We start from the raw sequence: 22,888 nt of genomic DNA, 5'->3' as shown, positions 1-22,888 counted from the left end.
GCATCATCAGACCTACCGCCCTCCCGGCTAAAGCCGGTCCTACAGATTCCTGCGTCCTGGCCCGCGAACATGGAATCTCCAACGCACGCTGTTTCAGGCAATGGAATTGGGCACCAGTGTCAGCAAATCCGTGGAACCGACATCGACGCCTGCTTGCGAAAGCAGCGTCGTTGCCTGCCCGCGATGGTGCGTCTGATGATTGAATAAGTGCGTCAGCAGGCCGTAGAAATTTCTGTCGGCCTTGATGCCCGCCGTGTTGCTGTACGACAAAACCGTATCTAGATCGGCTTCCGACAATTCTGCCGTCCACGCCACAAGCACTTGATCAAGCAGCTGCCGTCGGGCCAGCAGCGCTTGCAGGTCGGTGAACAGCAACTGATTGAGCGCCTGCGGGTCTTCCAGATGCTTGACCAGCTCAAGGCTTGGGTGACCGGCCGGATGTTGGGCAAAGCGCTTGAGCCAAATGGTGTCGGCGACAACCAGATGATTCAGCGTTCCGAGGATCGAACCAAAAAATGCCTTGCGGTCGGCGCGCAGTTCGTCGCAGGGAAGGCCGGCCGCAGCCTGGTAAACCTTTTCGTTCATCCAGCGGTTGTAGTCGGCCATCAGCTGCAAATGTTGGAGTCGGTTCACGGCACAATTCCCATGGCGAAGTAGCTTTATGCGAGACGCTGATGAGTCTGGACGATGCTGTGCATGGTACTGCCGGAGGCGAGATTATCTAGAGGGGTGCAGCGAAAGGATTCGGGTATTGCGAAGGGGCGTTATGGAGGCAACCCCACCAGCCACACCCCGGCACACAATGTTCCCGCTGTGGCTGCTGCCTTCCGGCTCTGACCAGGTTCACGGGTAATCGTTGCGGGGGGACCGATGGGGTCACCATAACGACGCTCGCCTGTCGGCAAGCCGCGCCATTGTACCGGTCTGACGCGAAGTTACAACCCGTTATCCGGATAAAAAACTCGATAGCGCTCAAGCACTTGTGTGACGGCTGCGCGCCGGGTTGCTCCCTGCCGATTCGCCACACGCGCCCGCGCCCGTCATCACTCAGTCAGGCGACACGTTGGCGGCGGTTGAAAAGCAGGTGTTTAACCTGAGCGGGCGTTTGCACTCATTGCCATAATGCGCACTGGCTACATTTCCTGTCAGACGGCGCCTTTGATCGATGATGAAAAACCAGGTTGTGAGTTATCAAACGCTGACTGAAACTCAGCGAAAACAGCTTGATGGGCTGGAGATTTTGCCCGAGCAAGTGCCCTTTTCGGGGGATATCTACTGCGCGTTGAATACGCTGCTGGTCCGCTCGACCGCTGATATTGAAGGATTCGTCCTGTTGGAGGATGACCAGCCGGTAGGATTCTTCATGCTCAAACGTGGGGAGTTTCTACCGGCTTGGGCGACCCAAGGCTCGGCTACGCTGCATGCTCTGCAGATTGATCGACGCATGCAAGGCAAAGGGCTGGGAAAGGTTTTTTTGCAGGGCTTGCCAGCCGCCGTTCGGGCCAAATGGCCGGATATCCAGCAAATAATGCTCTCGGTGGACGCCGATAATCTGCCCGCGCTGAATCTGTATCTCGGCCAGGGCTGGATCGATACCGGCGAAGCGTACAAAGGCCGAATCGGGTATGAGCGACGTTTGGTGCTGACTGTGTAGGAGCCAAACTGGCCCTGCCTACACGACCGGCAGGAGGGGACTTGTCCCCGAATGCGCTGGTCCTGACAACGAAAATCCGACAGGTTAACGTTGTCTGAGCCACCGCCTTTCGGGGACAAGTCCCCTCCTACAGAGATCAATAGCAATCACTGCGCCTGCAACACCTCATCCGCCTTGCCGCCAGCATCCTGAATCACCAGATGGATGAAATGCAGCTTGGTGATGACCGCCGGCGACAGCACGAACGGGTAGAAATCCGGCTGGCCCATGCTGCGTGACAGTTCGTTGAGCATGCCCGCCAGTTCGATCCAGGCGTTGACGAACGACAGGAAGGCTGGGCCGCCGGGGTGCTGCGGGTCGTACAGGGTTTCCAGCGGGAATGGCTGGTAATCCAGATCCATGTCCCGGGCACTCATGCCAAAGCCCAGCGCGGTATCGACCGCATCCATCATGTGCAGGTAATGCGCCCAGGTTTCCGCCCAGTCTTCCCACGGGTGCATGGTGGCGTAGGCGCTGACGAAGCTCTGCTGCCAGTCCGCTGGCGCACCATGCTGGTAATGGTGATCAAGGGCATCGGCATAACTGGCGCGATCATCGCCGAACAGGTTACGAAAACCATCCTGCCAATACGTGTCGGCGATCAAGCGATCCCAGTAGTAATGCCCGACCTCATGTCGGAAATGTCCCAATAAGGTCCGATAAGGTTCATGCATCTGCACCCGAACCTTCTCGCGATGATCGTCGTCCGCTTCCTTGATATCCAGCGTGATCAAGCCATTGGCATGGCCCGTAGTAGGCAGCTTGCCTTCCAGGTCCACGCCGACAAAATCGAAAGCAAGACCGCGCTCTTCGTCCCGGGTTTTCGGAATGACCTGCAAGCCCAGTGAAATCAACTGCGCCACGAGTCGGCGCTTGGCGGTTTCGACCTTGCACCAGCGCTCGCCATTTTCCGCTATCGACAGATCGGGGATGGTCCGGTTAAGGCTGCACGCGATGCAGAATTCCCCGCTGTTGTGCTCGGGAAACAGCCAATTGCAGGCCGCTGGAGTGCTGAGGTTGGCGCAACGCCGATACAGTCCGGCGCCGGGCTCGTCGCTCAAGCGCCAGGTGCTTTCTTCAGGGCCAGGCTCCAGCGTGCAGAGGCGGCCTTGCTCCGGCAAATAGCCCAGCGCTGCGGAACAGGACAGGCACTGAGTATTGGGAAAGAAGATCGACTGCCCGCAGCGGCACTGCCAAACCTTGCTGGCGCGCTTGGTTTCACTGACAAATGGCGCGGCAATACGTGAACTGAGTTGCTCGAAAAACCGGTACATGACGATCTCCTCGTGAGCGTGCAAGCACTAGATCATCGGCGTTTGCGGTCGTTCCATGATTTAACAAAGTACAGATCCCGCGAGGTCCGTAGGACCGGCTTTAGCCGGGAGAGCGCCCTCCCGGCTAAAGCCGGTCCTACGGTCTCGCCACCCGACGTAGACCACTCAATCCGCCTTGATGCCATGCTTGGCAAGAAACGCCACAAACGCCTCTTCATCCAGCACCTTCAAGCCCAGTTCATTGGCCTTGGTCAGTTTCGATCCAGCACCCGGCCCGGCGACTACGGTATGGGTCTTGGCGGAAACCGAACCAGAGACTTTGGCGCCGAGGCTTTCGAGTTTTTCCTTGGCGACGTCGCGGCTCATCAACTCCAGCGAACCGGTCAGCACCCAGGTCTGTCCGGCCAACGGCAGGCCTTCAACGACCTTTTTCTCGCTCTGCCAATGCATGCCGAAGTCTTTGAGCTGCGCTTCGATGGCCAGGCCGCGCGCGGCGCGCTCAGGGTCGTCGAAAAAGTCACGTACGGCCTTGGCTTGCTTCTCGGGCAACGCCTGGCGCATGTCCAGCCAGTCAGCCTCGATCACCGCCTGCAGCGAACCGAACTTGTCGGCCAGCTTCTGCGCCGCACCGGGGCCGACCGCCGGGATGTTCAGTTTGTCGATCAAGCCCCCCAGGGTCGCGCTGGCGGCGAATTCCGCGCCCAGCTCGCCCTGATCCTGCAATTCCAGGCCGCGCTCACCCAGCAGCGCGTCGATGACGTTACGGTTGTGCTCATCTTCAAAAAAGCTGTGGATCTCGTGGGCCACTTCCAGGCCGACATCCGGCAAATAGGTCAGGACTTCCGGCAACGCCTGCTTGACCCGTTCCAGTGACGCCAAAGAGCGCGCGAGCACCTTGGCGGTCTCCTCGCCGACATCCGGAATGCCCAGCGCGTAGATGAAGCGCGCCAGGGTCGGGCGCTTGCTGTCTTCGATGGCCTTGAGCAGCTTGTTGCTGGAGATTTCCGCGAAGCCTTCCAGATCGACGATCTGCTCGAACTTCAGGGCGTAAAGATCGGCCGGGGAACCGATGAGCTTCTCGTCCACCAATTGCTCGATGGTCTTGTCGCCCAGACCTTCAATGTCCATCGCCCGACGCGAAACGTAGTGAATGATTGCCTGTTTGAGCTGCGCGCCGCAGGCCAGACGCCCTACGCAGCGATACACCGCGCCTTCGCTGACAGTTTCCCTGCCTTTGCTGCGTTTGATCAGCTGCGTGCGCTCCACATGGGAGCCGCATACCGGACAGGTCAGGGGAATTTCTACGGCACGAGCGTTTTCCGGGCGTCGCTCAAGCACCACTTGCACGACTTGCGGGATCACGTCGCCCGCGCGGCGAATGATCACGGTGTCGCCGATCATCAATCCCAAACGCGCGACTTCGTCCATGTTGTGCAGGGTGGCGTTGGCAACGGTCACGCCGGCGACCTTGACCGGTTTCAGACGCGCAACCGGCGTGACCGCGCCGGTACGACCCACCTGAAACTCGACGTCCAGCAGTTCGGTGAGCTCTTCCATGGCCGGAAATTTATGGGCGATAGCCCAACGCGGCTCGCGGGCGCGGAACCCCAGTTCGCGCTGGGAAGCCAGATTGTTGACCTTGAATACCACGCCGTCGATTTCATAAGTGAGCGCGAGGCGACGCTCGCCGATGTCGTGGTAATACGCCAGGCATTCATCGATGCCGTTGGCCAGCTTCAGCTCGCGGCTGACCGGCATGCCCCATTTCTTCAGTTGATTCAGGTTGCCGATGTGCGTGTCGGCGAACTCCTCGGAAACCTGGCCAAGACCATAAGCGCAGAATTCCAGCGGACGATTGGCCGTAATCTTCGAATCCAGCTGACGCAGGCTGCCAGCCGCGGCGTTACGCGGATTGGCGAAGGTCTTGCCGCCCACTTCCAACTGGCTGGCGTTGAGCCGCTCGAAACCGGCCTTGGACATGAACACTTCGCCGCGCACTTCCAAAGTCTGCGGCCAGCCGCTGCCATGCAACTTGAGCGGGATATTGCGCACAGTGCGCACGTTGACGCTGATGTCTTCGCCGGTGGTGCCATCGCCTCGGGTTGCACCACGCACCAGCGCGCCATCGCGATACAACAGACTGACCGCCAGACCATCGAGCTTCGGCTCGCAGCTGTATTGCACCTTGGCGCCGTCGCTCAACAAATCCCCCACCGGCAGATCGAGGCCTTCGGTGACACGGCGGTCGAACTCGCGCATGTCGTTTTCTTCGAAGGCGTTGCCCAGGCTGAGCATCGGCACTTCATGACGCACTTGAGTAAACGCCGACAGAGCCGCGCTGCCGACCCGCTGGGTGGGCGAATCCGGGGTGACCAGATGCGGGTTCTCGACTTCCAGCGCCTTGAGCTCGTGGAGCAACCGGTCGTATTCCACGTCGGGAATGCTCGGCTCGTCGAGGACGTGGTAGCGATAGTTGTGTTGATCCAGCTCTGCACGCAGTTCCAGGATTCGGGTTTCGGCGGCTTTCATTCGGTGTTCTCTTGAAATGCAAAAGAGCAGCCTGGGCTGCTCAAATGTTTATGCGCTTGAGGTCACTGCGTAGGAGCGGCTTTAGCCGCGAGAATGCCCTCCCGGTTAAAGCCGGTCCTACGGGCCATGGTTAAAGGGCTTGAACACCCCAGATCAACGACGCTGGGTCAACGCGCGGCGTTCGAATTCCACGATGCGCTGACGGTAATGCTCGATGGTCTGCGCGGTCATGACGCTACGCTGGTCGTCTTTCAGTTCACCGTTGAGTTCATGAGCCAGCTTGCGAGCCGCAGCGACCATGAGATCAAACGCCTGCTTCGGATGACGCGGGCCCGGCAAGCCAAGGAAGAAGCTCACGGCGCGGGTGCTGAAATGGTCGATATCGTCCAGATCGAAAACGCCCGGCTTGACCGCGTTGGCCATGGAAAACAGCACTTCGCCATTGCCTGCCATGCTTTCGTGGCGATGGAAAATGTCCATCTCGCCGAAACGCAGGCCGCTTTCCAGAATGTTCTGCAGCAAGGCCGGGCCTTTGAAGCCGCTTTCGTCACGGGCAATCACACTGATTACCAGCACTTCTTCCACCGGCGGCAAATCCTTGTCTTCGGTGATGCGCTGCTTGGGCTTGTCGTCCGGGAACTCGTCGTCGCGCCCGGTAAACAGGCTCGGGCCATCCAGATCGAGGTTCAGGTCGCCCTGCTGCGGCTCGTCCTTGCGCTTGTTGCTGCGTTTGTTGTCACGCGGGCTGGCACTCATCGACGGCAGGTCATGCTCGTCGAGTTGCGGTTCCTTGTGAGTATCCAACACGCGCGGCGGACCCAGCACCTCGGCGGACGTGGTTTCATCATCGTCCGGCAGGTTGGAAAAGCTCCGGTCGAGCCTGAATTTCAATTTACCCTTGCCGCCGCGCATACGGCGCCAGCCATCGAAAAGAATACCGGCAATGACAATAATGCCGATGACGATCAGCCACTCGCGCAGACCGATTTCCATGTAATCCCGTGCCTCTAATAAAGAATGCTGAAAATAAGGGCCTAAACCCCTTTAAAACGTGGTGCCAAGTCTATGTTCTGACTGGCAATTTGCCCACGCGAAAAGAAAAAGTGGACATTAAGCTAGCACGACCAAAGGCAACTTTACACCGTCTGATACATCTGGTTTGCGCCAGAAGCGTTATCTACCGCACAGACCTCTGCATAACGCGCTATCAAAGCACCATTTTCGCGCCTCGAACGCTCCGCAAATCAGGCATCCACCAACGCCATCGCCTCCTCCACATCCACCGCCACCAGCCGCGAACAGCCCGGCTCGTGCATGGTTACACCCATCAGTTGATCCGCCATTTCCATGGCGATCTTGTTGTGGGTGATGTAAATGAACTGCACTGTCTGCGACATCTCCTTAACCAGTCTGGCATAACGTCCGACGTTCGCATCGTCCAGCGGTGCGTCCACTTCGTCGAGCATGCAGAACGGTGCCGGATTGAGTTTGAAAATGGCAAAAACCAAAGCCAACGCGGTCAAAGCCTTCTCGCCACCGGACAACAAATGAATGGTGCTGTTCTTCTTGCCTGGGGGACGCGCCATGATTGTCACCCCTGTATCGAGTAAATCTTCGCCCGTCAGTTCCAAATAAGCGGAGCCACCACCGAAAACTTTTGGGAAAAGTGCCTGAATTCCGCTATTTATCTGATCGAAGGTCTCTTTGAAGCGGTTGCGGGTTTCCTTGTCGATCTTGCGAATCACGTTTTCCAGGGTATCCAGCGCTTCCACCAGATCGGCGTTTTGTGCGTCCAGATAGCGTTTACGTTCGGACTGCTGCTGATACTCGTCAATCGCCGCGAGGTTGATCGCGCCCAAGCGCTGAATGCGCACACTGATGCGTTCCAGCTCTTCTTCAGCGTCTTTTTCATTGGCTTGTGGCGTGAGCGTCGCGAGCACGCCGTGCAAGTCATAACCGTCTTCGAGCAATTGATCCTGCAGGGTTTTGCGCCGCACCGTGAGCGACTGCCATTCCATGCGTTGCTGCTCCAGCTGCCCGCGCAGCAACTGGGATTGCTGTTCGGCCTGGGTCCGACGTTTTTCGGCGTCGCGCAATTCCCGGTCGGCGTCTTCCAGGGAGATTTTCGCGGTACGCATTTCGTCGTCGACGACCATGCGCCGTTCGAGCAGCTCTTCAAGCTTGAGCCGCAGCTCTTCCAGAGGCGCTTCGCCCTCCTCCAGATTCAAATTGAGTTGTTCGCGCTTTTCAGTCAGGCGCTCGGATTGCATTTCCAGCCGCTCCAGCGCCTGGCGCGTGGAGTCGTGCTGCGCCCGCAGCGAGCCGAGACGAACGGCCAACTGATGAGCATGATCCTTGTGCTGCCGGGCTTCCTGACGGACGCGATCCAGACGCTCGCGCAAGCTGTCGCGCTGAGCCTGGAGCAGCTCGCGCTGTTCGGTATCCAGCGCCATGGCGTCCAGTGCGTCCTGCAATTGCAGGCGCGATTCGCCAAGGCTTTCGTGTTCGATGGCGCGCTGCTCGCCCAGTTCGGCCAGCTCTTCGTCCAGACGCGTGCGGCGCAAGGTCAGCTGTTCGACCTTGGCTTTGGCCGCCGACAGCTGCGCAGTGAGTTCACTTTGCTGCCGGGTTTCTTCCTGCACACGACGACGCAGCTGTTCCCGGGTTTCTTCCTGCAACGACTGTTGTTCGCGCAAGGTCAGCAGTTGCTCTTCGAGACCGGCCAAGGTCGCTTCGCGCTCATCGCGCTCAAGGCCCAGCCGCAGCAACTCCTGGCCACGGGCCAACACGCCGCTTTGTGCCTCACTGGCACGCCGCACCCGCAGGAAATGCCGGCCGACCCAATAACCGTCGCGACTGATCAGGCTTTGCCCGGCGGCGAGCTGCGCGCGCAGGGCCAAGGCATCGTCCAGGGTTTCCACCGGTTTGACCTGGCCGAGCCAGATCGACAGGTCCATGGCGCTGTCGACCTTTTCCAGCAGGCTGCCGGGGATGCGCACGGCGTCCGCCGCTGGATTGACCAGACGCAAGTCGCCCTGCTGAAAACCGGCCAGATCCAGCCCGTCGAAGTCATCGACCAGGACCGCCTGCAAATCGGCGCCGAGTACGGTTTCCACCGCCAGTTCCCAGCCCGCCTCGACCTGTAAGCCTTCAGCCAGACGCGGACGCTCGGCCAGATCGTGCTCGCGCAGCCATTCAGCGGTGCCGGTGTCCGGGTCCAAAGCCGCCTGTTGCAAGGCTTCCAGTGACGCCAATCGCCCATTGAGACGTTGCAGTTCGCCCTGCGCCTGTTGCTGGGCCTGATTGGCCTGTTGCAGTTCGCTGCGCAATTGCTCGACGCGTTCGACGGCCTGCTCTTCGCCGATGTGCAATTCTTCGAGGGTCATTTCCCGGGTAGCGAGGTCTTCGCTGAGTTCCAGAATCACCGCATCTTCCGGCGCGGCGGCCAGCAACTGACGCTCTTCGCCCAGACGCCGCTGACGCTCGCCCAGGCGTTCCATGCTCTGTTCCAGCTGCTGGATGCGCGATTGCTGCACTTCAGCCTGACGCCGGGGTTCGGCAGAGCGCTGGTTGAACGTCTCCCATTGCTCCTGCCAGCCATGCATCACGGTTTCGGCGTCTTCCAGGGAAGCCGCGGATTCCTCGGCGGCGGCGCTGGTCATTTCCTGCTCGGGCTCGAGCATCTCCAGCTCTTCGCCCAAGGTCGCCAGCAAGGTGCGGTCGTGCCCCAGATGCGATTCGGTTTCCAGCCGCGCGCGCTCGGCTTCGCGCAGGTCGTCCTGCAATTGGCGCAAGCGCTGCTGGCCGTGCTGGATGCTCTGTTCGATCCGCGCGATGTCGCCGCCCACCGAATAGAAGCGCCCTTGCACCAGATTGAATCGCTCGGACAGGTCGTGATGCCCGTCTCGAAGGCGCTCGATGCTCGCGTCGGCGCTACGCTGGTCGGCAACCAAAGCCTCGAAACCCACTTCCTGATTGCCGATCACCGCTTCGCGCTGGCCGACCTGCTCGTTCAACGCCTGCCAGCGCAAGGCCGACAACTGGGCCTTGAGCTGGCGCTCTTCGCCTTTGTATTCCTGATACTTCTCGGCGGCCTGGGCCTGGCGATGCAAGCGTTCGAGCTGACGCTCCAGCTCTTCGCGCAGGTCGGTCAGGCGGGCGAGGTTTTCGTGGGTGCGGCGGATGCGGTTTTCTGTTTCGCGGCGGCGCTCCTTGTACTTGGAGATGCCCGCCGCTTCTTCAATGAAATTACGCAGGTCTTCGGGCTTGGCTTCGATCAGCTTGGAGATCATGCCCTGCTCGATGATCGAGTAGCTGCGCGGGCCCAGGCCGGTGCCAAGGAAGATGTCGGTGATGTCCCGACGACGGCACTTGGTGCCATTGAGGTAGTAAGTATTCTGGCTGTCGCGGGTCACTTTGCGGCGAATGGAGATTTCCGCATAGCTGGCGTACTCGCCCACCAGCGTGCCGTCGGAGTTATCGAACACCAGTTCGATACTCGCCTGGCTAACCGGTTTGCGGCTGGTGGAGCCGTTGAAGATGACATCGGTCATCGACTCGCCGCGCAGGTTCTTGGCCGAGCTTTCGCCCATGACCCAGCGCACGGCGTCGATGATATTGGATTTGCCGCAGCCGTTAGGGCCTACAACTGCCGCCATGTTGCTGGGGAAGTTCACCGTGGTGGGGTCGACGAAGGATTTGAACCCCGCCAGCTTGATGCACTTCAGACGCATGGGGTCAGCTCGCTCCCAACGCCGACAGCACCAATTGGCAACTGCGCTGACCGTAACGGGTCAGCACGACGCGAATCTGCGCGGCATCGCGGGCCACAACGGCATCCAGCAACTGCGCGAACAGCGTCAGGTATTCGTTCATGTCGGCCTTGCGTTGTTCCAGCGCCAGGAAATAGCTGCGGCTCATGGAAGGCTGCAGATTCTCGACGGTTTCCTGCAGGTAGGGATTGTCGGCGAACGGGAACGCGGCGCGCATGACATTGAAGCTGTCTTCGACGAAGGTTTTGACGTCCCCGCGCTCGAAACTGGCAATCAGGCGCTGCTGGATTTGCAGGAACGGCGCCAGATCGGCCGGTTCCTGCCAACGTTCGGCCACGGCCAGGGCGAGCAGAATGTACAACTCGCTCATCAGCGTGCAGAGGCTTTGTACGTTATGCGCGTTGAGTTCGGTGACCTGTGCGCCACGGCGCGGCAGGATCGCCACCAGATGGCGGCGTTCGAGAATCAGCAGTGCTTCGCGCACCGAACCACGACTGACGTTCAGTGCCAGCGTGACTTTTTGTTCCTGAATGCGCTCCCCGGGCTTGAGTTCACCACGGATGATGCGCTCGGCAAGATGATGAGCGATTTGCTCGGCGAGGCTGTCCGGCGCCTTGAACGTCATGACTATCCTAAATACTTGTTAAAACCAAGCCGCGAAGTGTATCGCAACCAAGGCCCATGGCGCAGGGCCATGCGTGGTGAAACTGGCACGAAATAAGCAAAACGTTGGACAGCGTCGTATCTGTTTATTGCAACCGGAGCGCACCGTTAATCGGCAAATGACCGAAAAGTGATTTTTCCTGACTCAAAGGTCAGAATATTTATTGACCGAAAAGTCAGAGCTGATAGATTCAGCGTCATGTTCGATTACAAAAAAAATGTGCAGAGGACCTTCCGTGATCCAATTTCTTTTAAACAACGAGCTGCGCACCGAGCAGACTCTGGACCCGAACATGACGGTCCTCAATTACCTGCGCGAACACCTGCATAAACCCGGCACCAAGGAAGGCTGCGCCAGCGGTGATTGCGGGGCCTGCACCGTGGTGGTCGGCGAGTTGGCCGATGATGAACAAGGCCAACAGAGCTTGCGTTATCGCAGCCTGAATTCATGCCTGACGTTCGTGGCTTCGCTGCACGGCAAACAATTGATCAGCGTCGAAGACCTCAAACATCAAGGCCAACTGCACAGCGTTCAGCAAGCCATGGTCGATTGCCACGGCTCGCAATGCGGCTTCTGCACGCCAGGCTTTGTGATGTCGTTGTTTGCCCTGCAAAAGAACAGCACCCAGGCCGACTCGCATCAGGCCCACGAAGCGCTGGCCGGCAATCTGTGCCGCTGCACCGGTTATCGACCGATCCTCGCCGCCGCCGAACAATCTTGCGCCAATCGCCAACCTGATCAATTCGATCAGCGCCAGGCTGAAACCATCACCCGCCTGCGCACCATTGCGCCCAAGGAAACCGGCGAGCTGAACAGCGGCGACAAGCGCTGTCTGGTGCCGCTGACAGTCGCCGATCTGGCGCAACTTTATGAGTCTTACCCGCAAGCGCGGCTGCTGGCGGGCGGCACCGATCTGGCGCTGGAAGTCACCCAGTTTCATCGTCCGCTGCCGGTGATGATCTACGTCGGCAACGTCGCCGACCTCAAGCGCATCGAACATTTCGACGACCGGCTGGAGATCGGTGCCGCCACGTCGCTGACCGACTGTTACGCCGCGCTGACTGCCGAGTACCCGGATTTCGGCGAATTGCTGCAGCGCTTCGCGTCGTTGCAGATCCGCAACCAAGGCACGCTGGGCGGCAATATCGGCAACGCCTCGCCGATTGGTGATTCGCCGCCGCTGCTGATCGCCCTCGGCGCACACATCGTGTTGCGCAAGGGCGACACGCGTCGCAGCCTGGCGCTGGAAGACTACTTCATCGATTACCGGGTGACCGCGCGTCAGGAAAGCGAGTTCATCGAGAAGATCATCGTGCCCAAAGCCAATGCCAAACAGGCGTTCCGCGCCTATAAGGTGTCAAAACGCCTGGACGACGATATTTCTGCGGTGTGCGCGGCGTTTCGCCTGCACATCGAAAACGGCGCCATCGCCGATGCGCGAGTGGCTTTTGGCGGCATGGCGGCGATCCCGAAACGCGCGGCGGCCTGTGAACAGGCGCTGATTGGCGCGCCCTGGACCAGCGCCACGGTCGAGCGCGCCTGCGCGGCACTCGCCGAGGACTTCACACCGCTGTCGGATTTCCGCGCCAGCAAGGAGTACCGCTTGTTGAGTGCGCAGAACCTGTTGCGCAAATACTTCATCGAGCTGCAATCGCCGCACATCGAAACGCGGGTGACTGATTATGTCTAACCATCCAGCAACAAAAACCCAGGCTGAAATGATCGCCCTGTTTCAGCAGGACCTGACCACCGGCGTCGGCCGCAGCGTCAAGCATGACAGCGCTGACAAACATGTGTCCGGCGAGGCGGTGTATATCGATGATCGCCTGGAATTCCCCAATCAGTTGCATGTGTACGCACGCCTGTCGGACCGCGCCCATGCGCGCATTGTCAGCGTCGACGTCACGCCGTGCTACGCCTTCGAAGGCGTGCGCATTGCCATCACTCATGAAGACATTCCCGGCCTGAAAGACATCGGCCCGCTGTTGCCTGGCGATCCTCTTCTGGCCATCGACAAGGTGGAGTTCGTCGGCCAGCCGGTGATTGCCGTTGCCGCGCGCAGCCTGGACATTGCCCGCGAGGCGGCGATGGCGGCGGTCATTGAATATGAAGACCTTGAACCGGTGCTGGATGTGGTCGAAGCGCTGCGCAACAAGCATTTCGTGCTCGACAGCCACACCCATCAACGAGGTGATTCGGCTGGCGCGCTGGCCGCTGCAACCCATCGTATCCAGGGCAATCTGCATATCGGCGGCCAGGAACATTTTTATCTGGAAACGCAGATTTCCTCGGTGATGCCCACCGAAGATGGCGGCATGATCGTTTACTGTTCGACGCAAAACCCCACCGAAGTGCAGAAGCTGGTCGCGGAAGTGCTTGATGTGTCGATGAACAAGATCGTCGTCGACATGCGCCGCATGGGCGGCGGTTTTGGCGGCAAGGAAACCCAGGCTGCAAGCCCGGCGTGCTTATGCGCCGTGGTCGCCCGCTTGACCGGGCAGCCGACCAAAATGCGCTTGCCCCGCGTCGAGGATATGCTGATGACCGGCAAACGCCATCCGTTCTATATCGAGTACGACGTCGGCTTCGACAACGATGGCCGCTTGCATGGCATTCAGCTGGAACTGGCTGGTAACTGTGGCTATTCGCCGGACCTGTCGGCGTCGATTGTCGATCGGGCGATGTTCCACGCCGACAATTCGTATTACCTGGGCGACGCCACCATCAATGGCCATCGCTGCAAGACCAATACTGCCTCGAACACCGCCTATCGCGGCTTCGGCGGGCCGCAAGGCATGGTCGCCATCGAAGAAGTGATGGACGCCATCGCCCGCCATCTGGGCAAAGACCCGCTTCAAGTGCGCAAGGCCAATTACTACGGCAAGACCGAGCGCAACGTTACCCACTATTACCAGACCGTCGAACACAACATGCTCGAAGAGATGACCGCCGAACTGGAAGAAAGCAGCCAGTACGCGGCGCGTCGTGAAGCGATCCGTAGCTACAACGCCAATAGCCCGATCCTCAAGAAAGGCCTGGCGCTGACGCCGGTAAAATTCGGCATTTCCTTCACCGCCAGCTTTCTCAATCAGGCCGGGGCGCTGATCCATATCTACACCGACGGCAGCATTCACCTGAACCACGGCGGCACGGAAATGGGCCAGGGCTTGAACGTCAAGGTTGCTCAGGTCGTCGCCGAGGTGTTTCAGGTCGATATCGACCGCATCCAGATCACCGCGACCAACACGGACAAAGTGCCGAATACCTCGCCGACTGCCGCGTCCAGTGGCGCTGACCTGAACGGTAAGGCGGCGCAGAACGCAGCGGAAATCCTCAAGCAGCGTCTGGTGGAGTTCGCCGCCAGGCACTTCAAGGTCGAGGAAGCGGACGTGGAGTTTCGCAATGGCCATGTTCGCGCCGGGGAGCAGATTCTGTCGTTCGAATCCCTCGCGCAACTGGCGTGGATGGGCCAGGTTTCACTGTCCAGCACTGGCTATTACAAGACGCCGAAGATTTTCTACGACCGCAGTCAGGCCCGCGGGCGGCCGTTCTATTACTTCGCGTTTGGCGCGGCCTGCACTGAAGTGATCGTCGACACCCTGACCGGCGAATACAAGATGCTGCGCACCGACATCCTGCATGACGTCGGCGCCTCGCTGAACCCGGCCATCGACATCGGCCAGGTTGAAGGTGGCTACATTCAGGGCATGGGTTGGCTGACCACCGAAGAGCTGGTCTGGAACGCCAAGGGCAAACTGATGACCAACGGCCCGGCGGGTTACAAGATTCCGGCCGTGGCGGACATGCCGCTGGACCTGCGGGTCAAGCTGGTGGAAAACCGCAAGAATCCGGAAGACACGGTGTTCCATTCCAAGGCTGTCGGCGAGCCGCCGTTCATGCTGGGCATCGCCGCGTGGTGTGCAATCAAGGACGCGGTGGCAAGCCTTGCGGATTATCGCCATCAACCAAAAATCGACGCGCCCGCCACGCCGGAGCGGGTGTTGTGGGGGTGTGAGCAGATGCGCCGCTTGACTCACCCGAAACCCGTTGGAGCGAGGCTTGTCCGCGAAGAGGCCAGTGCATCAGCAACATTTTCTGAGGCCGAAAGATTGCCTTCGCGGGCAAGCCTCGCTCCAACAGGGGATTCAGCATGAACAACTGGATCAGCGCCCTCGCCGAACTGCAAAGCCGGGGCGAAGCCTGCGTGCTGGTGACCATCATCGAAGAGCGCGGCTCTACGCCGCGCAATGCCGGTTCGAAGATGGTGGTCAGCGCCGAGCAGATTTTCGACACCATCGGCGGCGGGCATCTGGAATACAAGGCCATGGAAATCGCCCGGGAAATGCTCGCCGGTGGCAGTCAGAACACCCGACTGGAACGCTTCAGCCTGGGCGCGAGCCTCGGCCAGTGCTGCGGTGGCGTGAACGTGCTGCTGTTTGAACCCATGGGCCAGCCGCAAGCGCACATCGCGGTGTTTGGCGCCGGACATGTCGGCCGCGCCCTGGTGCCGCTGCTGGCCAGCCTGCCCTGCCGGGTGCGCTGGATCGACTCCCGCGAGCAGGAATTCCCGACGCAGATTCCCCACGGCGTGCACAAAATCGTCAGCGAAGACCCGCTGGATGAGATCGACGCATTGCCCAGCGGCAGCTATTGCATCGTCATGACCCACAACCATCAGCTGGATCTGGAGCTGACCGCCGCCATTCTCAAGCGCGGCGATTTTGCCTATTTCGGCTTGATCGGTTCGAAGACCAAACGGGTCAAATTCGAGCACCGTTTGCGTGACCGGGGTTTCGATGCGGCCTTGCTGCAACGCATGCGCTGCCCCATGGGGCTGGCCGAAGTGAAGGGCAAATTGCCCATCGAAATCGCCGTGTCCATCGCCGCCGAGGTGATCGCCACCTACAACGTCAATTTCGGCCAGCACAGTTCAAGTGCCGAACCTATCGCCAAACTGCTGCCGGTGTCGCGCCGCAGCCAGGCCCAATGAGATTGTTATGACCTCTACCCAGAAAGCCTACCGCGCCGCCATTCTTCACAGCCTTGGCGATCCTGCCGAAGTCGGGTTGGACGCTTCCTACGAATATTTCGCCGACGGCGTTCTGCTGGTCGACAACGGCAAGGTTTCCGCCATCGGCCACGCCAGGGATTTGCTCGACACCCTCGATGCGGCTGTCGAGGTAATCGAGTACACGGACGCGCTGATCACACCCGGCTTCATCGACACGCATATCCATTTGCCGCAGACCGGCATGGTCGGTTCCTACGGCGAACAACTGCTGGACTGGCTCAACACCTACACCTTCCCCTGCGAAAAGCAGTTCGCCGACCCCGCCCATGCGGCGGAAGTCGCGGACATTTTTCTCAAGGAACTGCTGCGCAACGGCACCACCACCGCGTTGGTATTCGGCAGCGTGCACAAGGTGTCGGTGGAGGCGTTTTTCCAGGCCGCAGAAAAGCTCGACCTGCGCATGATCGCCGGCAAGGTGATGATGGATCGCAATGCGCCGGATTATCTGACCGACACGCCGGAATCAGGCTACGCCGACAGCAAGGCCCTGATTGAACGCTGGCACGGCAAGGGCCGCCTGCACTACGCGGTGACGCCGCGTTTCGCGCCCACCAGCACCCCCGAACAACTGACGCTGGCCGGTCAATTGCTCACCGAGTACCCGGATCTGTATATGCAGACCCACATCAGCGAGAACCTGCAGGAAATCGAGTGGGTCAAGGCGCTGTTCCCCGAGCGCAGTGGCTATCTGGACGTGTACGACCATTTCCAGCTTCTGGGCCAGCGCTCGGTGTTCGCCCACGGCGTGCATCTGTGCGACGCCGAATGTGCGCGACTGGCGGATACCGGCTCGGCTATCTCGTTCTGTCCGACGTCGAACCTGTTTCTGGGCAGCGGCTTGTTCAACCTGCCGATGGCCGAGAAGCACAAGGTCAACGTTGGGTTGGGCACCGATGTGGGTGGCGGCACCAGTTTTTCGATCCTGCAGACCCTGAACGAAGCTTATAAAGTCATGCAGTTGCAGGGCGCGAAACTCAGCCCGTTCAAATCGCTGTATCTGGCAACCTTGGGCGGCGCTCGGGCACTGCGCCTGGACGACAAGATCGGCAGCCTGCAACCGGGTAACGAAGCGGACTTCCTGGTGCTGGATTACCACGCGACGCCGCTGCTGTCCTATCGCCTCCAGCAGGCGAAAAACATCGAGGAAACGTTGTTTGTGCTGATGACGCTGGGGGATGACCGCACCGTGCAGGAGACCTATTCGGCCGGAAAATTGGTGCACAGCAGACGATGAAAGTCATCCCGTAGGACCGGCTTCAGCCGGGAGGGCAATCGTTTAAATGAAATGGCCCGCTCCCGGCTAAAGCCGGTCCTACGGGGTCCGTTGCGGTCCAGTCAAGTTACACCACCCGCCCCGGCTTTTTCTTGCTCAGCATCAGGTGCGAAAACACGGCGTGCAGGTCGTCGGAGGCGTTGTCTTCGTCGAGGTTCAGTTTGCTGTCGATGTGGTCCATGTGGTGCATCATCAGTTGCACCGCGCGTTTGGCGTCCCGCGCTTCGATGGCGTCGATCAGTTGGGTGTGCTCGTCGTAGGAACAGTGCGAGCGGTTGCCGCTTTCGTACTGGGCGATGATCAATGAGGTCTGCGAGACCAGGCTGCGCTGAAAGCTGATCAGCGGCGCGTTTTTTGCCGCTACCGCCAACTGCAAGTGGAACTCCCCGGACAGGCGAATACCTGCGCCGCGATCACCCTTGGAAAAACTGTCCCGCTCGTCGCTGACCATCTGCCGCAACTCGGCAAGCTGCTCCGGCGTAGCGTGTTCCACGGCCAGTTCGGTGATGGCTTTTTCCACCAGACGGCGGGCGAAGAACACCTGTCGGGCTTCCTCCACGCTGGGACTGGCGACCACCGCGCCGCGATTGGGCCGCAGCAGGACCACGCCTTCATGGGCCAGACGCGACAAGGCGCGACGAATGATCGTGCGGCTCACGCCAAAAATCTCACCCAGCGCTTCCTCGCTCAGCTTGGTCCCCGGCGCCAGACGCTGCTCAAGGATCGCCTCGAAAATATGCGCGTAGACGATGTCGTCCTGGGTACCGGTGCGACCGGTTTTTAGCGCACGCGGCTGTTTTTTCAGGGGTTGCAGCGGTTCGTTCATGGGCGCTCGTGGGCAGTAAGTCGGGGTGAAAAGGATGGGCGCATTGTACACAGGTATAGGTCACAACAACGCCTTGTGGGAGCGAGCTTGCTCGCGAAAACGGAGTCAAGCCATCACAGTTCTGAAACTGATAAACCGCTTCGCGAGCAAGCTCGCTCCCACATGGGTCAACCGTTTTGTGGGCTTGCGGCCTTATGCACACAATCCCGATAATTTCCGACACAACACTAAAAACATTATTTGCTTTATTTGTATACAAACGCATAATCCGTCTCGTGCGAGTTTCTGACCTTATGGTCAACAAATAGCGAAACCCGCCACGCTTCACCTCACGGCGCCGCCTGATGCCGCCGGTTAAAACAACAAAAAATCTTGAGGGGTACCGCTGTGGAAAGCCGCAAATCCGAAGCAACGCCGCTGGATCTCACGCCGCCACGAAGCGGTCTTCTGGAACGCATTTTCAAACTGAGCCTGCACGGCACCACCGTCAAAACCGAACTGGTTGCGGGCATGACCACGTTCATCACCATGGCCTACATCATCTTCGTCAACCCGAACATCATGGCCGACGCAGGGATCGACCACGGCGCGGCATTCGTCGCCACCTGCATCGCGGCAGCGCTGGGCTGCCTGTTGATGGGGCTGTACGCCAACTGGCCGGTGGGCCTGGCGCCGGGCATGGGCCTGAACGCCTTCTTCACCTACACCGTGGTCGGCACCATGGGTTACAGCTGGGAGACGGCGCTGGGCGCGGTGTTTATTTCCGGGGTGATCTTTATGTTCCTGACCCTGTCACGGGTCCGCGAATGGCTGCTCAACAGCATTCCGGTCAGCCTGCGTTATGCCATGGGCGCTGGAGTCGGCCTGTTTCTCGGTCTGATCGGCTTGAAGACCGCGGGCATTGTGGTCGACAGCCCGGCGACGCTGATCAAGCTCGGCTCACTGCGCGAGCCGGGGCCTTTGCTGGCGGCGATCTGTTTTCTGATGATCGCGGTGCTCAGCTATCACCGGGTGTTCGGCGCCATCCTGATCAGCATCATTGCCGTGACGCTGGCCGGCTGGGGCCTTGGCCTGGTGCATTATCAAGGCATCCTGTCGACGCCGCCGAGCCTTGCCCCCACCTGGCTGGCGATGGATATCAAAGGTGTGTTCAACGTCAGCATGATCAGCGTGGTGCTGGCCTTTCTGTTCGTGCACATGTTCGATACCGCCGGGACATTGATGGGTGTCGCCCAGCGCGCCGGGCTGGTCAAGGCGGACGGCAAGATCGAGAACCTTTCCAGGGCCTTGAAAGCCGACAGCGCCTCCAGTGTATTCGGCGCCATGGTTGGCGTGCCGCCGGTGACCAGTTATGTGGAAAGTGCGGCGGGTGTCGCAGCGGGCGGACGCACCGGGCTGACGGCCGTGACCGTGGGCGTGTTATTTATCGCGGCGATGTTTTTTGCGCCGCTGGCTGGCATGATTCCCGCTTACGCCACGGCGGGCGCGCTGATTTATGTCGCGATGCTGATGATGGGCGGCATGGCCCATATCAACTGGGACGAAGCCACCGACAGCATTCCGGCGATTGTCACGGCGATCATGATGCCGCTGACCTTTTCCGTGGCCGATGGCATTGCATTGGGCTTCATCACTTATGTGGTGCTCAAGGCCGGCACCGGCAAGCACAAGGAGATCTCGGTCAGCCTGTGGGTGCTGTGCGCGATCTTCATTGCCAAGTTTATTTTTCTGTAGTTCCAGACATTTGAAGGAGCACCCCGCATGACCCTGGAAACCTGGCTGCTGTTCAGTGGCGCCGCTTTGGTGGTGATCCTGATACCGGGACCGCTGTCCCTGCTGATGATCAGCAACAGCCTGAACTACGGCCTGCTGCGCTCGTATCCAGCGTTTCTCGGCGGTGTTGTCGCTTCGGTGTGCTTGCTCAGCGCTTCGGCGCTGGGCCTGGGCGCATTGCTGCTGGCGTCGGAACAATTGTTCAGCGCGCTGAAAATCGTCGGCGCTCTGTATCTGTTTTATCTGGCCTGGCAAAGCTGGCGGCAATCGCGTCAACCGGCAACGGCGGCGCAGGTTCCGGACGCGCAGAGCAATCCGCGCTTCGGTTCGTTGTTCTGGCGAGCCTTCGTGCTGGGGGCCAGCAATCCGAAGGACATTCTGTTCTTCGCGGCTTTCCTGCCGCAATTCCTCAATGCCGAGCAGCCGTTTCTCAGCCAGTTGCTGATCATGATCGCGACCTGGACCGTGCTGGATCTGTCCTGCAAGCTGGCCTACGGCCTGAGCGCCCACGGTGCGGCGCGTTATCTGCGCAGCGGCAAGGGCCAGACCTGGTTCAACCGGATCAGCGCCGGGTTATTCGGGACGGCGGGCGCGGCGTCGTTGTTGAGTCGCTGATCCACAACCCGCCCCCAATATCTAATAACCGGCAGGAGGGGACTTGTCCCCGAATGCGATTTACCTGGCAACGATAATCCGGAAGGTGAACGCTGCCTGAGCTGCCGCCTTTCGGGGACAAGTCCCCTCCTACAAGGCACAATACCGGCCAAAAAAAAGCCCGCAGTGTGGGCGGGCGAGGTAATCGTTGAAGCTGTCGTGGCGAGCTAGCTGCCGCGATAGGTCGAATAGCTGTAGGGCGAGATCAGCAGCGGCACGTGATAGTGCTCCTGACCCGCGTCAATGCCGAAGCGCAACACCACCACATCCAGAAAAGCCGGATCCGGCAGTGCTGTGCCGCGCGCGCGGTAGTAATCGCCAGCATGAAATTGCAGCTGATACACACCCGAACGGTAATCATCGCCCTGTAACAACGGCCCGTCGCAACGGCCATCGCTGTTGGTCACGGTGCTGGCAATCCGCTCAAGGCGTTCGCCTTCAACCCGATACAGTTCAACCTTGATAGCGCTGCCGGGGCAGCCGTGTGCAGCGTCCAGCACGTGCGTCGTCAATCTTCCCATTGCTCGTCTGCGCCTCCTAAAAGTAATCAAATGTTGGGGCTCGCCTCAAAACAGTGCTGTGCAGCGCTGTAGAAAAGCGGGCGATACACGATTAAGACACTTTTAGGAAAAGTTGTACACAATTAAAAGCACCTTCTGGCGTAGGAAATTCAGATGCGACAGTACCTCGCCGGTTTATCGGGAATTGAGGATATTGTTGAGGTTTTTCCACGAAACCTGACCAGTCAGGCAAGTTTCTTGCAGCGTTACTTTTCATCAGAATGGTAAAAAAACAGGGTTACAAAGTGAAAACAAAGTTGTATACAATCTCCACGTCGCAGTGAAAGCAGGCAAAAGTATTGCCACCCCCTGCGAGACACGACACACAGACACGAGGAAGACTGCAGTGAGCGCTGACTACCCACGCGACCTTATCGGCTATGGCAGCAACCCGCCGCATCCACACTGGCCGGGCAACGCACGCATTGCCTTGTCGTTCGTGCTCAATTACGAGGAAGGCGGCGAGCGCAATATCCTGCATGGCGACAAGGAGTCCGAAGCCTTTCTGTCGGAAATGGTTTCCGCGCAACCACTGCAGGGCGAGCGCAACATGAGCATGGAATCGCTCTACGAATACGGCAGTCGCGCCGGTGTGTGGCGCATTCTCAAGTTGTTCAAGGAATTTGATATTCCGCTGACGATTTTTGCCGTGGCCATGGCTGCGCAACGGCACCCGGATGTGATCCGCGCCATGGTCGCCGCCGGCCATGAAATCTGCAGCCATGGTTATCGCTGGATCGACTACCAGTACATGGACGAGGCTCAGGAACGCGAGCACATGCTCGAAGCGATCCGCATCCTCACCGAAATCAGCGGCGAACGTCCGCTGGGCTGGTACACCGGCCGCACGGGTCCGAATACCCGGCGACTGGTCATGGAGGAAGGCGGCTTTCTCTACGACTGCGACACCTACGACGACGACCTGCCGTATTGGGAGCCGAACAACCCCACCGGCAAGGCGCACCTGGTGATTCCGTACACCCTGGACACCAATGACATGCGCTTCACACAGGTGCAGGGCTTCAACAATGGCGAGCAGTTTTTCCAGTACCTGAAGGACGCGTTCGACGTGTTGTACGCCGAAGGCGCCGAAGCGCCGAAGATGCTTTCCATCGGCTTGCATTGCCGCCTGATTGGCCGCCCTGCCCGCCTCGCGGCGCTCAAGCGCTTTATCGAATACGCAAAAGGTCACGAGCAGGTCTGGTTTACCCGGCGCGTTGACATCGCCCGCCACTGGCATGCGCAACACCCGTTCAACCCACAGGCGGAGGCTGCGCTGTGAGCCATTTCAAGACCCTGAAACCCTCGACCCTGAGCCGCGAAGACTTCGTCAGCACCTTCGCCGACATCTACGAGCACTCGCCGTGGGTTGCCGAGCAGGCCCATGACCAAGGCCAGGGCACGGAACTCGACGTTATCGAGACGCTGCATGCGCGCATGAGCGACATCCTGTTGAGCGCTGATCACGCTGCACAGCTGGCACTGATCAACGCTCACCCGGACCTTGCCGGCAAAGCCGCCGTGCAGGGCCAACTGACCGAAGCCAGCACGAACGAACAAGCGGGCGCCGGTATCCACCAATGCACGGCTGAAGAGTTCCAGCGCTTCACCGAGCTGAACGACGCTTATAAAGCGAAGTTTGCGTTCCCCTTCATCATGGCGGTCAAAGGCAGCAACCGGCATCAGATCCTCGCGGCATTCGAAACGCGCATTCACCATTCGGCGGAAACCGAATTCACCTGCGCCCTGGCAGAGATCAACAAGATTGCGCTGTTTCGTTTGCAGGCAATGTGACGCAT

General features: G+C 59.7%; 17 protein-coding genes and 1 other RNA gene. 9 read left to right on the top strand and 9 right to left on the bottom strand.

Annotated elements, in window-relative coordinates; translation table 11 throughout:
* Window positions 1–93 precede the first annotated feature (93 nt).
* Both CFII64_RS20745 and ffs read right to left on the bottom strand, forming a co-directional pair.
* Entirely contained in the window at window positions 94–633 is a 540-nt protein-coding gene (locus tag CFII64_RS20745; RefSeq protein ID WP_020292802.1) for a DinB family protein, read from the bottom strand.
* Window positions 634–776: 143 nt separating this feature from the next.
* Window positions 777–873, bottom strand: an RNA gene (ffs, locus tag CFII64_RS29445) — signal recognition particle sRNA small type.
* Between the two features lie 295 nt (window positions 874–1,168).
* Here ffs and CFII64_RS20740 point away from each other — a divergent pair.
* A complete protein-coding gene (locus CFII64_RS20740) occupies window positions 1,169–1,654 on the top strand; it encodes a GNAT family N-acetyltransferase (RefSeq protein WP_044901596.1) in 486 nt (161 codons plus the stop codon).
* 146 nt (window positions 1,655–1,800) lie between these two features.
* On the opposite strand, the gene CFII64_RS20735 is transcribed toward CFII64_RS20740, so the two are convergent.
* The 5 genes from CFII64_RS20735 to CFII64_RS20715 all read right to left on the bottom strand — a co-directional run bounded on the left by CFII64_RS20735 (window position 1,801) and on the right by CFII64_RS20715 (window position 10,893).
* Window positions 1,801–2,967, bottom strand: a complete 1,167-nt coding sequence (locus tag CFII64_RS20735; RefSeq protein WP_020292800.1) for a putative zinc-binding metallopeptidase — start codon at window positions 2,965–2,967, stop codon at window positions 1,801–1,803.
* Window positions 2,968–3,132: 165 nt separating this feature from the next.
* Window positions 3,133–5,496, bottom strand: coding sequence for an NAD-dependent DNA ligase LigA (gene ligA, locus CFII64_RS20730; protein WP_020292799.1), 2,364 nt, complete (start codon window positions 5,494–5,496; stop codon window positions 3,133–3,135).
* A gap of 153 nt (window positions 5,497–5,649) precedes the next feature.
* Window positions 5,650–6,489, bottom strand: coding sequence for a cell division protein ZipA (zipA, locus tag CFII64_RS20725; RefSeq protein WP_020292798.1), 840 nt, complete (start codon window positions 6,487–6,489; stop codon window positions 5,650–5,652).
* A 251-nt stretch (window positions 6,490–6,740) separates the two neighbouring features.
* Window positions 6,741–10,229 (bottom strand): chromosome segregation protein SMC, encoded by a 3,489-nt coding sequence (gene smc / locus CFII64_RS20720; protein WP_020292797.1) that lies wholly within the window; start codon window positions 10,227–10,229, stop codon window positions 6,741–6,743.
* A 4-nt stretch (window positions 10,230–10,233) separates the two neighbouring features.
* Window positions 10,234–10,893: a GntR family transcriptional regulator gene (locus tag CFII64_RS20715; RefSeq protein ID WP_020292796.1), complete on the bottom strand. Its 660-nt coding sequence runs from the start codon at window positions 10,891–10,893 to the stop codon at window positions 10,234–10,236.
* A 274-nt stretch (window positions 10,894–11,167) separates the two neighbouring features.
* Here CFII64_RS20715 and xdhA point away from each other — a divergent pair, with 274 nt between their 5' ends.
* From xdhA to guaD, 4 genes are read left to right on the top strand one after another with little or no spacing between them, the layout of a single operon-like run.
* Window positions 11,168–12,622, top strand: a complete 1,455-nt coding sequence (xdhA, locus tag CFII64_RS20710) for a xanthine dehydrogenase small subunit (RefSeq protein ID WP_020292795.1) — start codon at window positions 11,168–11,170, stop codon at window positions 12,620–12,622.
* Entirely contained in the window at window positions 12,615–15,086 is a 2,472-nt protein-coding gene (xdhB, locus tag CFII64_RS20705; RefSeq protein ID WP_044901592.1) for a xanthine dehydrogenase molybdopterin binding subunit, read from the top strand. Before xdhA ends, xdhB begins: the two co-directional genes overlap by 8 nt.
* Window positions 15,083–15,922, top strand: coding sequence for a xanthine dehydrogenase accessory protein XdhC (xdhC, locus tag CFII64_RS20700; RefSeq protein WP_020292793.1), 840 nt, complete (start codon window positions 15,083–15,085; stop codon window positions 15,920–15,922). Before xdhB ends, xdhC begins: the two co-directional genes overlap by 4 nt.
* A gap of 7 nt (window positions 15,923–15,929) precedes the next feature.
* Window positions 15,930–17,237 carry a guanine deaminase gene (gene guaD, locus CFII64_RS20695; protein ID WP_020292792.1) on the top strand — a complete coding sequence of 436 codons (1,308 nt, stop codon included), beginning with the start codon at window positions 15,930–15,932 and terminating at the stop codon, window positions 17,235–17,237.
* Window positions 17,238–17,343: 106 nt separating this feature from the next.
* On the opposite strand, the gene CFII64_RS20690 is transcribed toward guaD, so the two are convergent.
* Window positions 17,344–18,102, bottom strand: coding sequence for a GntR family transcriptional regulator (locus tag CFII64_RS20690; RefSeq protein WP_020292791.1), 759 nt, complete (start codon window positions 18,100–18,102; stop codon window positions 17,344–17,346).
* Between the two features lie 387 nt (window positions 18,103–18,489).
* Here CFII64_RS20690 and CFII64_RS20685 point away from each other — a divergent pair, with 387 nt between their 5' ends.
* Window positions 18,490–19,836 (top strand): NCS2 family permease, encoded by a 1,347-nt coding sequence (locus tag CFII64_RS20685; RefSeq protein ID WP_020292790.1) that lies wholly within the window; start codon window positions 18,490–18,492, stop codon window positions 19,834–19,836.
* 27 nt (window positions 19,837–19,863) lie between these two features.
* On the top strand, window positions 19,864–20,490 hold the full coding sequence (locus CFII64_RS20680) for a LysE family translocator (protein WP_020292789.1): 627 nt from the start codon (window positions 19,864–19,866) through the stop codon (window positions 20,488–20,490).
* 206 nt (window positions 20,491–20,696) lie between these two features.
* On the opposite strand, the gene uraH is transcribed toward CFII64_RS20680, so the two are convergent.
* A complete protein-coding gene (uraH, locus tag CFII64_RS20675; protein WP_020292788.1) occupies window positions 20,697–21,050 on the bottom strand; it encodes a hydroxyisourate hydrolase in 354 nt (117 codons plus the stop codon).
* 385 nt (window positions 21,051–21,435) lie between these two features.
* Here uraH and puuE point away from each other — a divergent pair, with 385 nt between their 5' ends.
* Window positions 21,436–22,371 carry an allantoinase PuuE gene (puuE, locus tag CFII64_RS20670; RefSeq protein WP_020292787.1) on the top strand — a complete coding sequence of 312 codons (936 nt, stop codon included), beginning with the start codon at window positions 21,436–21,438 and terminating at the stop codon, window positions 22,369–22,371.
* Window positions 22,368–22,883, top strand: coding sequence for a 2-oxo-4-hydroxy-4-carboxy-5-ureidoimidazoline decarboxylase (uraD, locus tag CFII64_RS20665; RefSeq protein ID WP_020292786.1), 516 nt, complete (start codon window positions 22,368–22,370; stop codon window positions 22,881–22,883). The genes puuE and uraD overlap by 4 nt, the downstream gene beginning before the upstream one ends.
* Window positions 22,884–22,888 lie beyond the last annotated feature (5 nt).

It is taken from the genome of Pseudomonas sp. CFII64 (genome assembly GCF_000416235.1).
In the GTDB taxonomy this organism is placed as follows: Bacteria; Pseudomonadota; Gammaproteobacteria; order Pseudomonadales; family Pseudomonadaceae; genus Aquipseudomonas.
The sequence above is the reverse complement of the archived record's forward strand: the minus strand, read 5'-3'. Positions and strand labels throughout refer to the sequence as shown.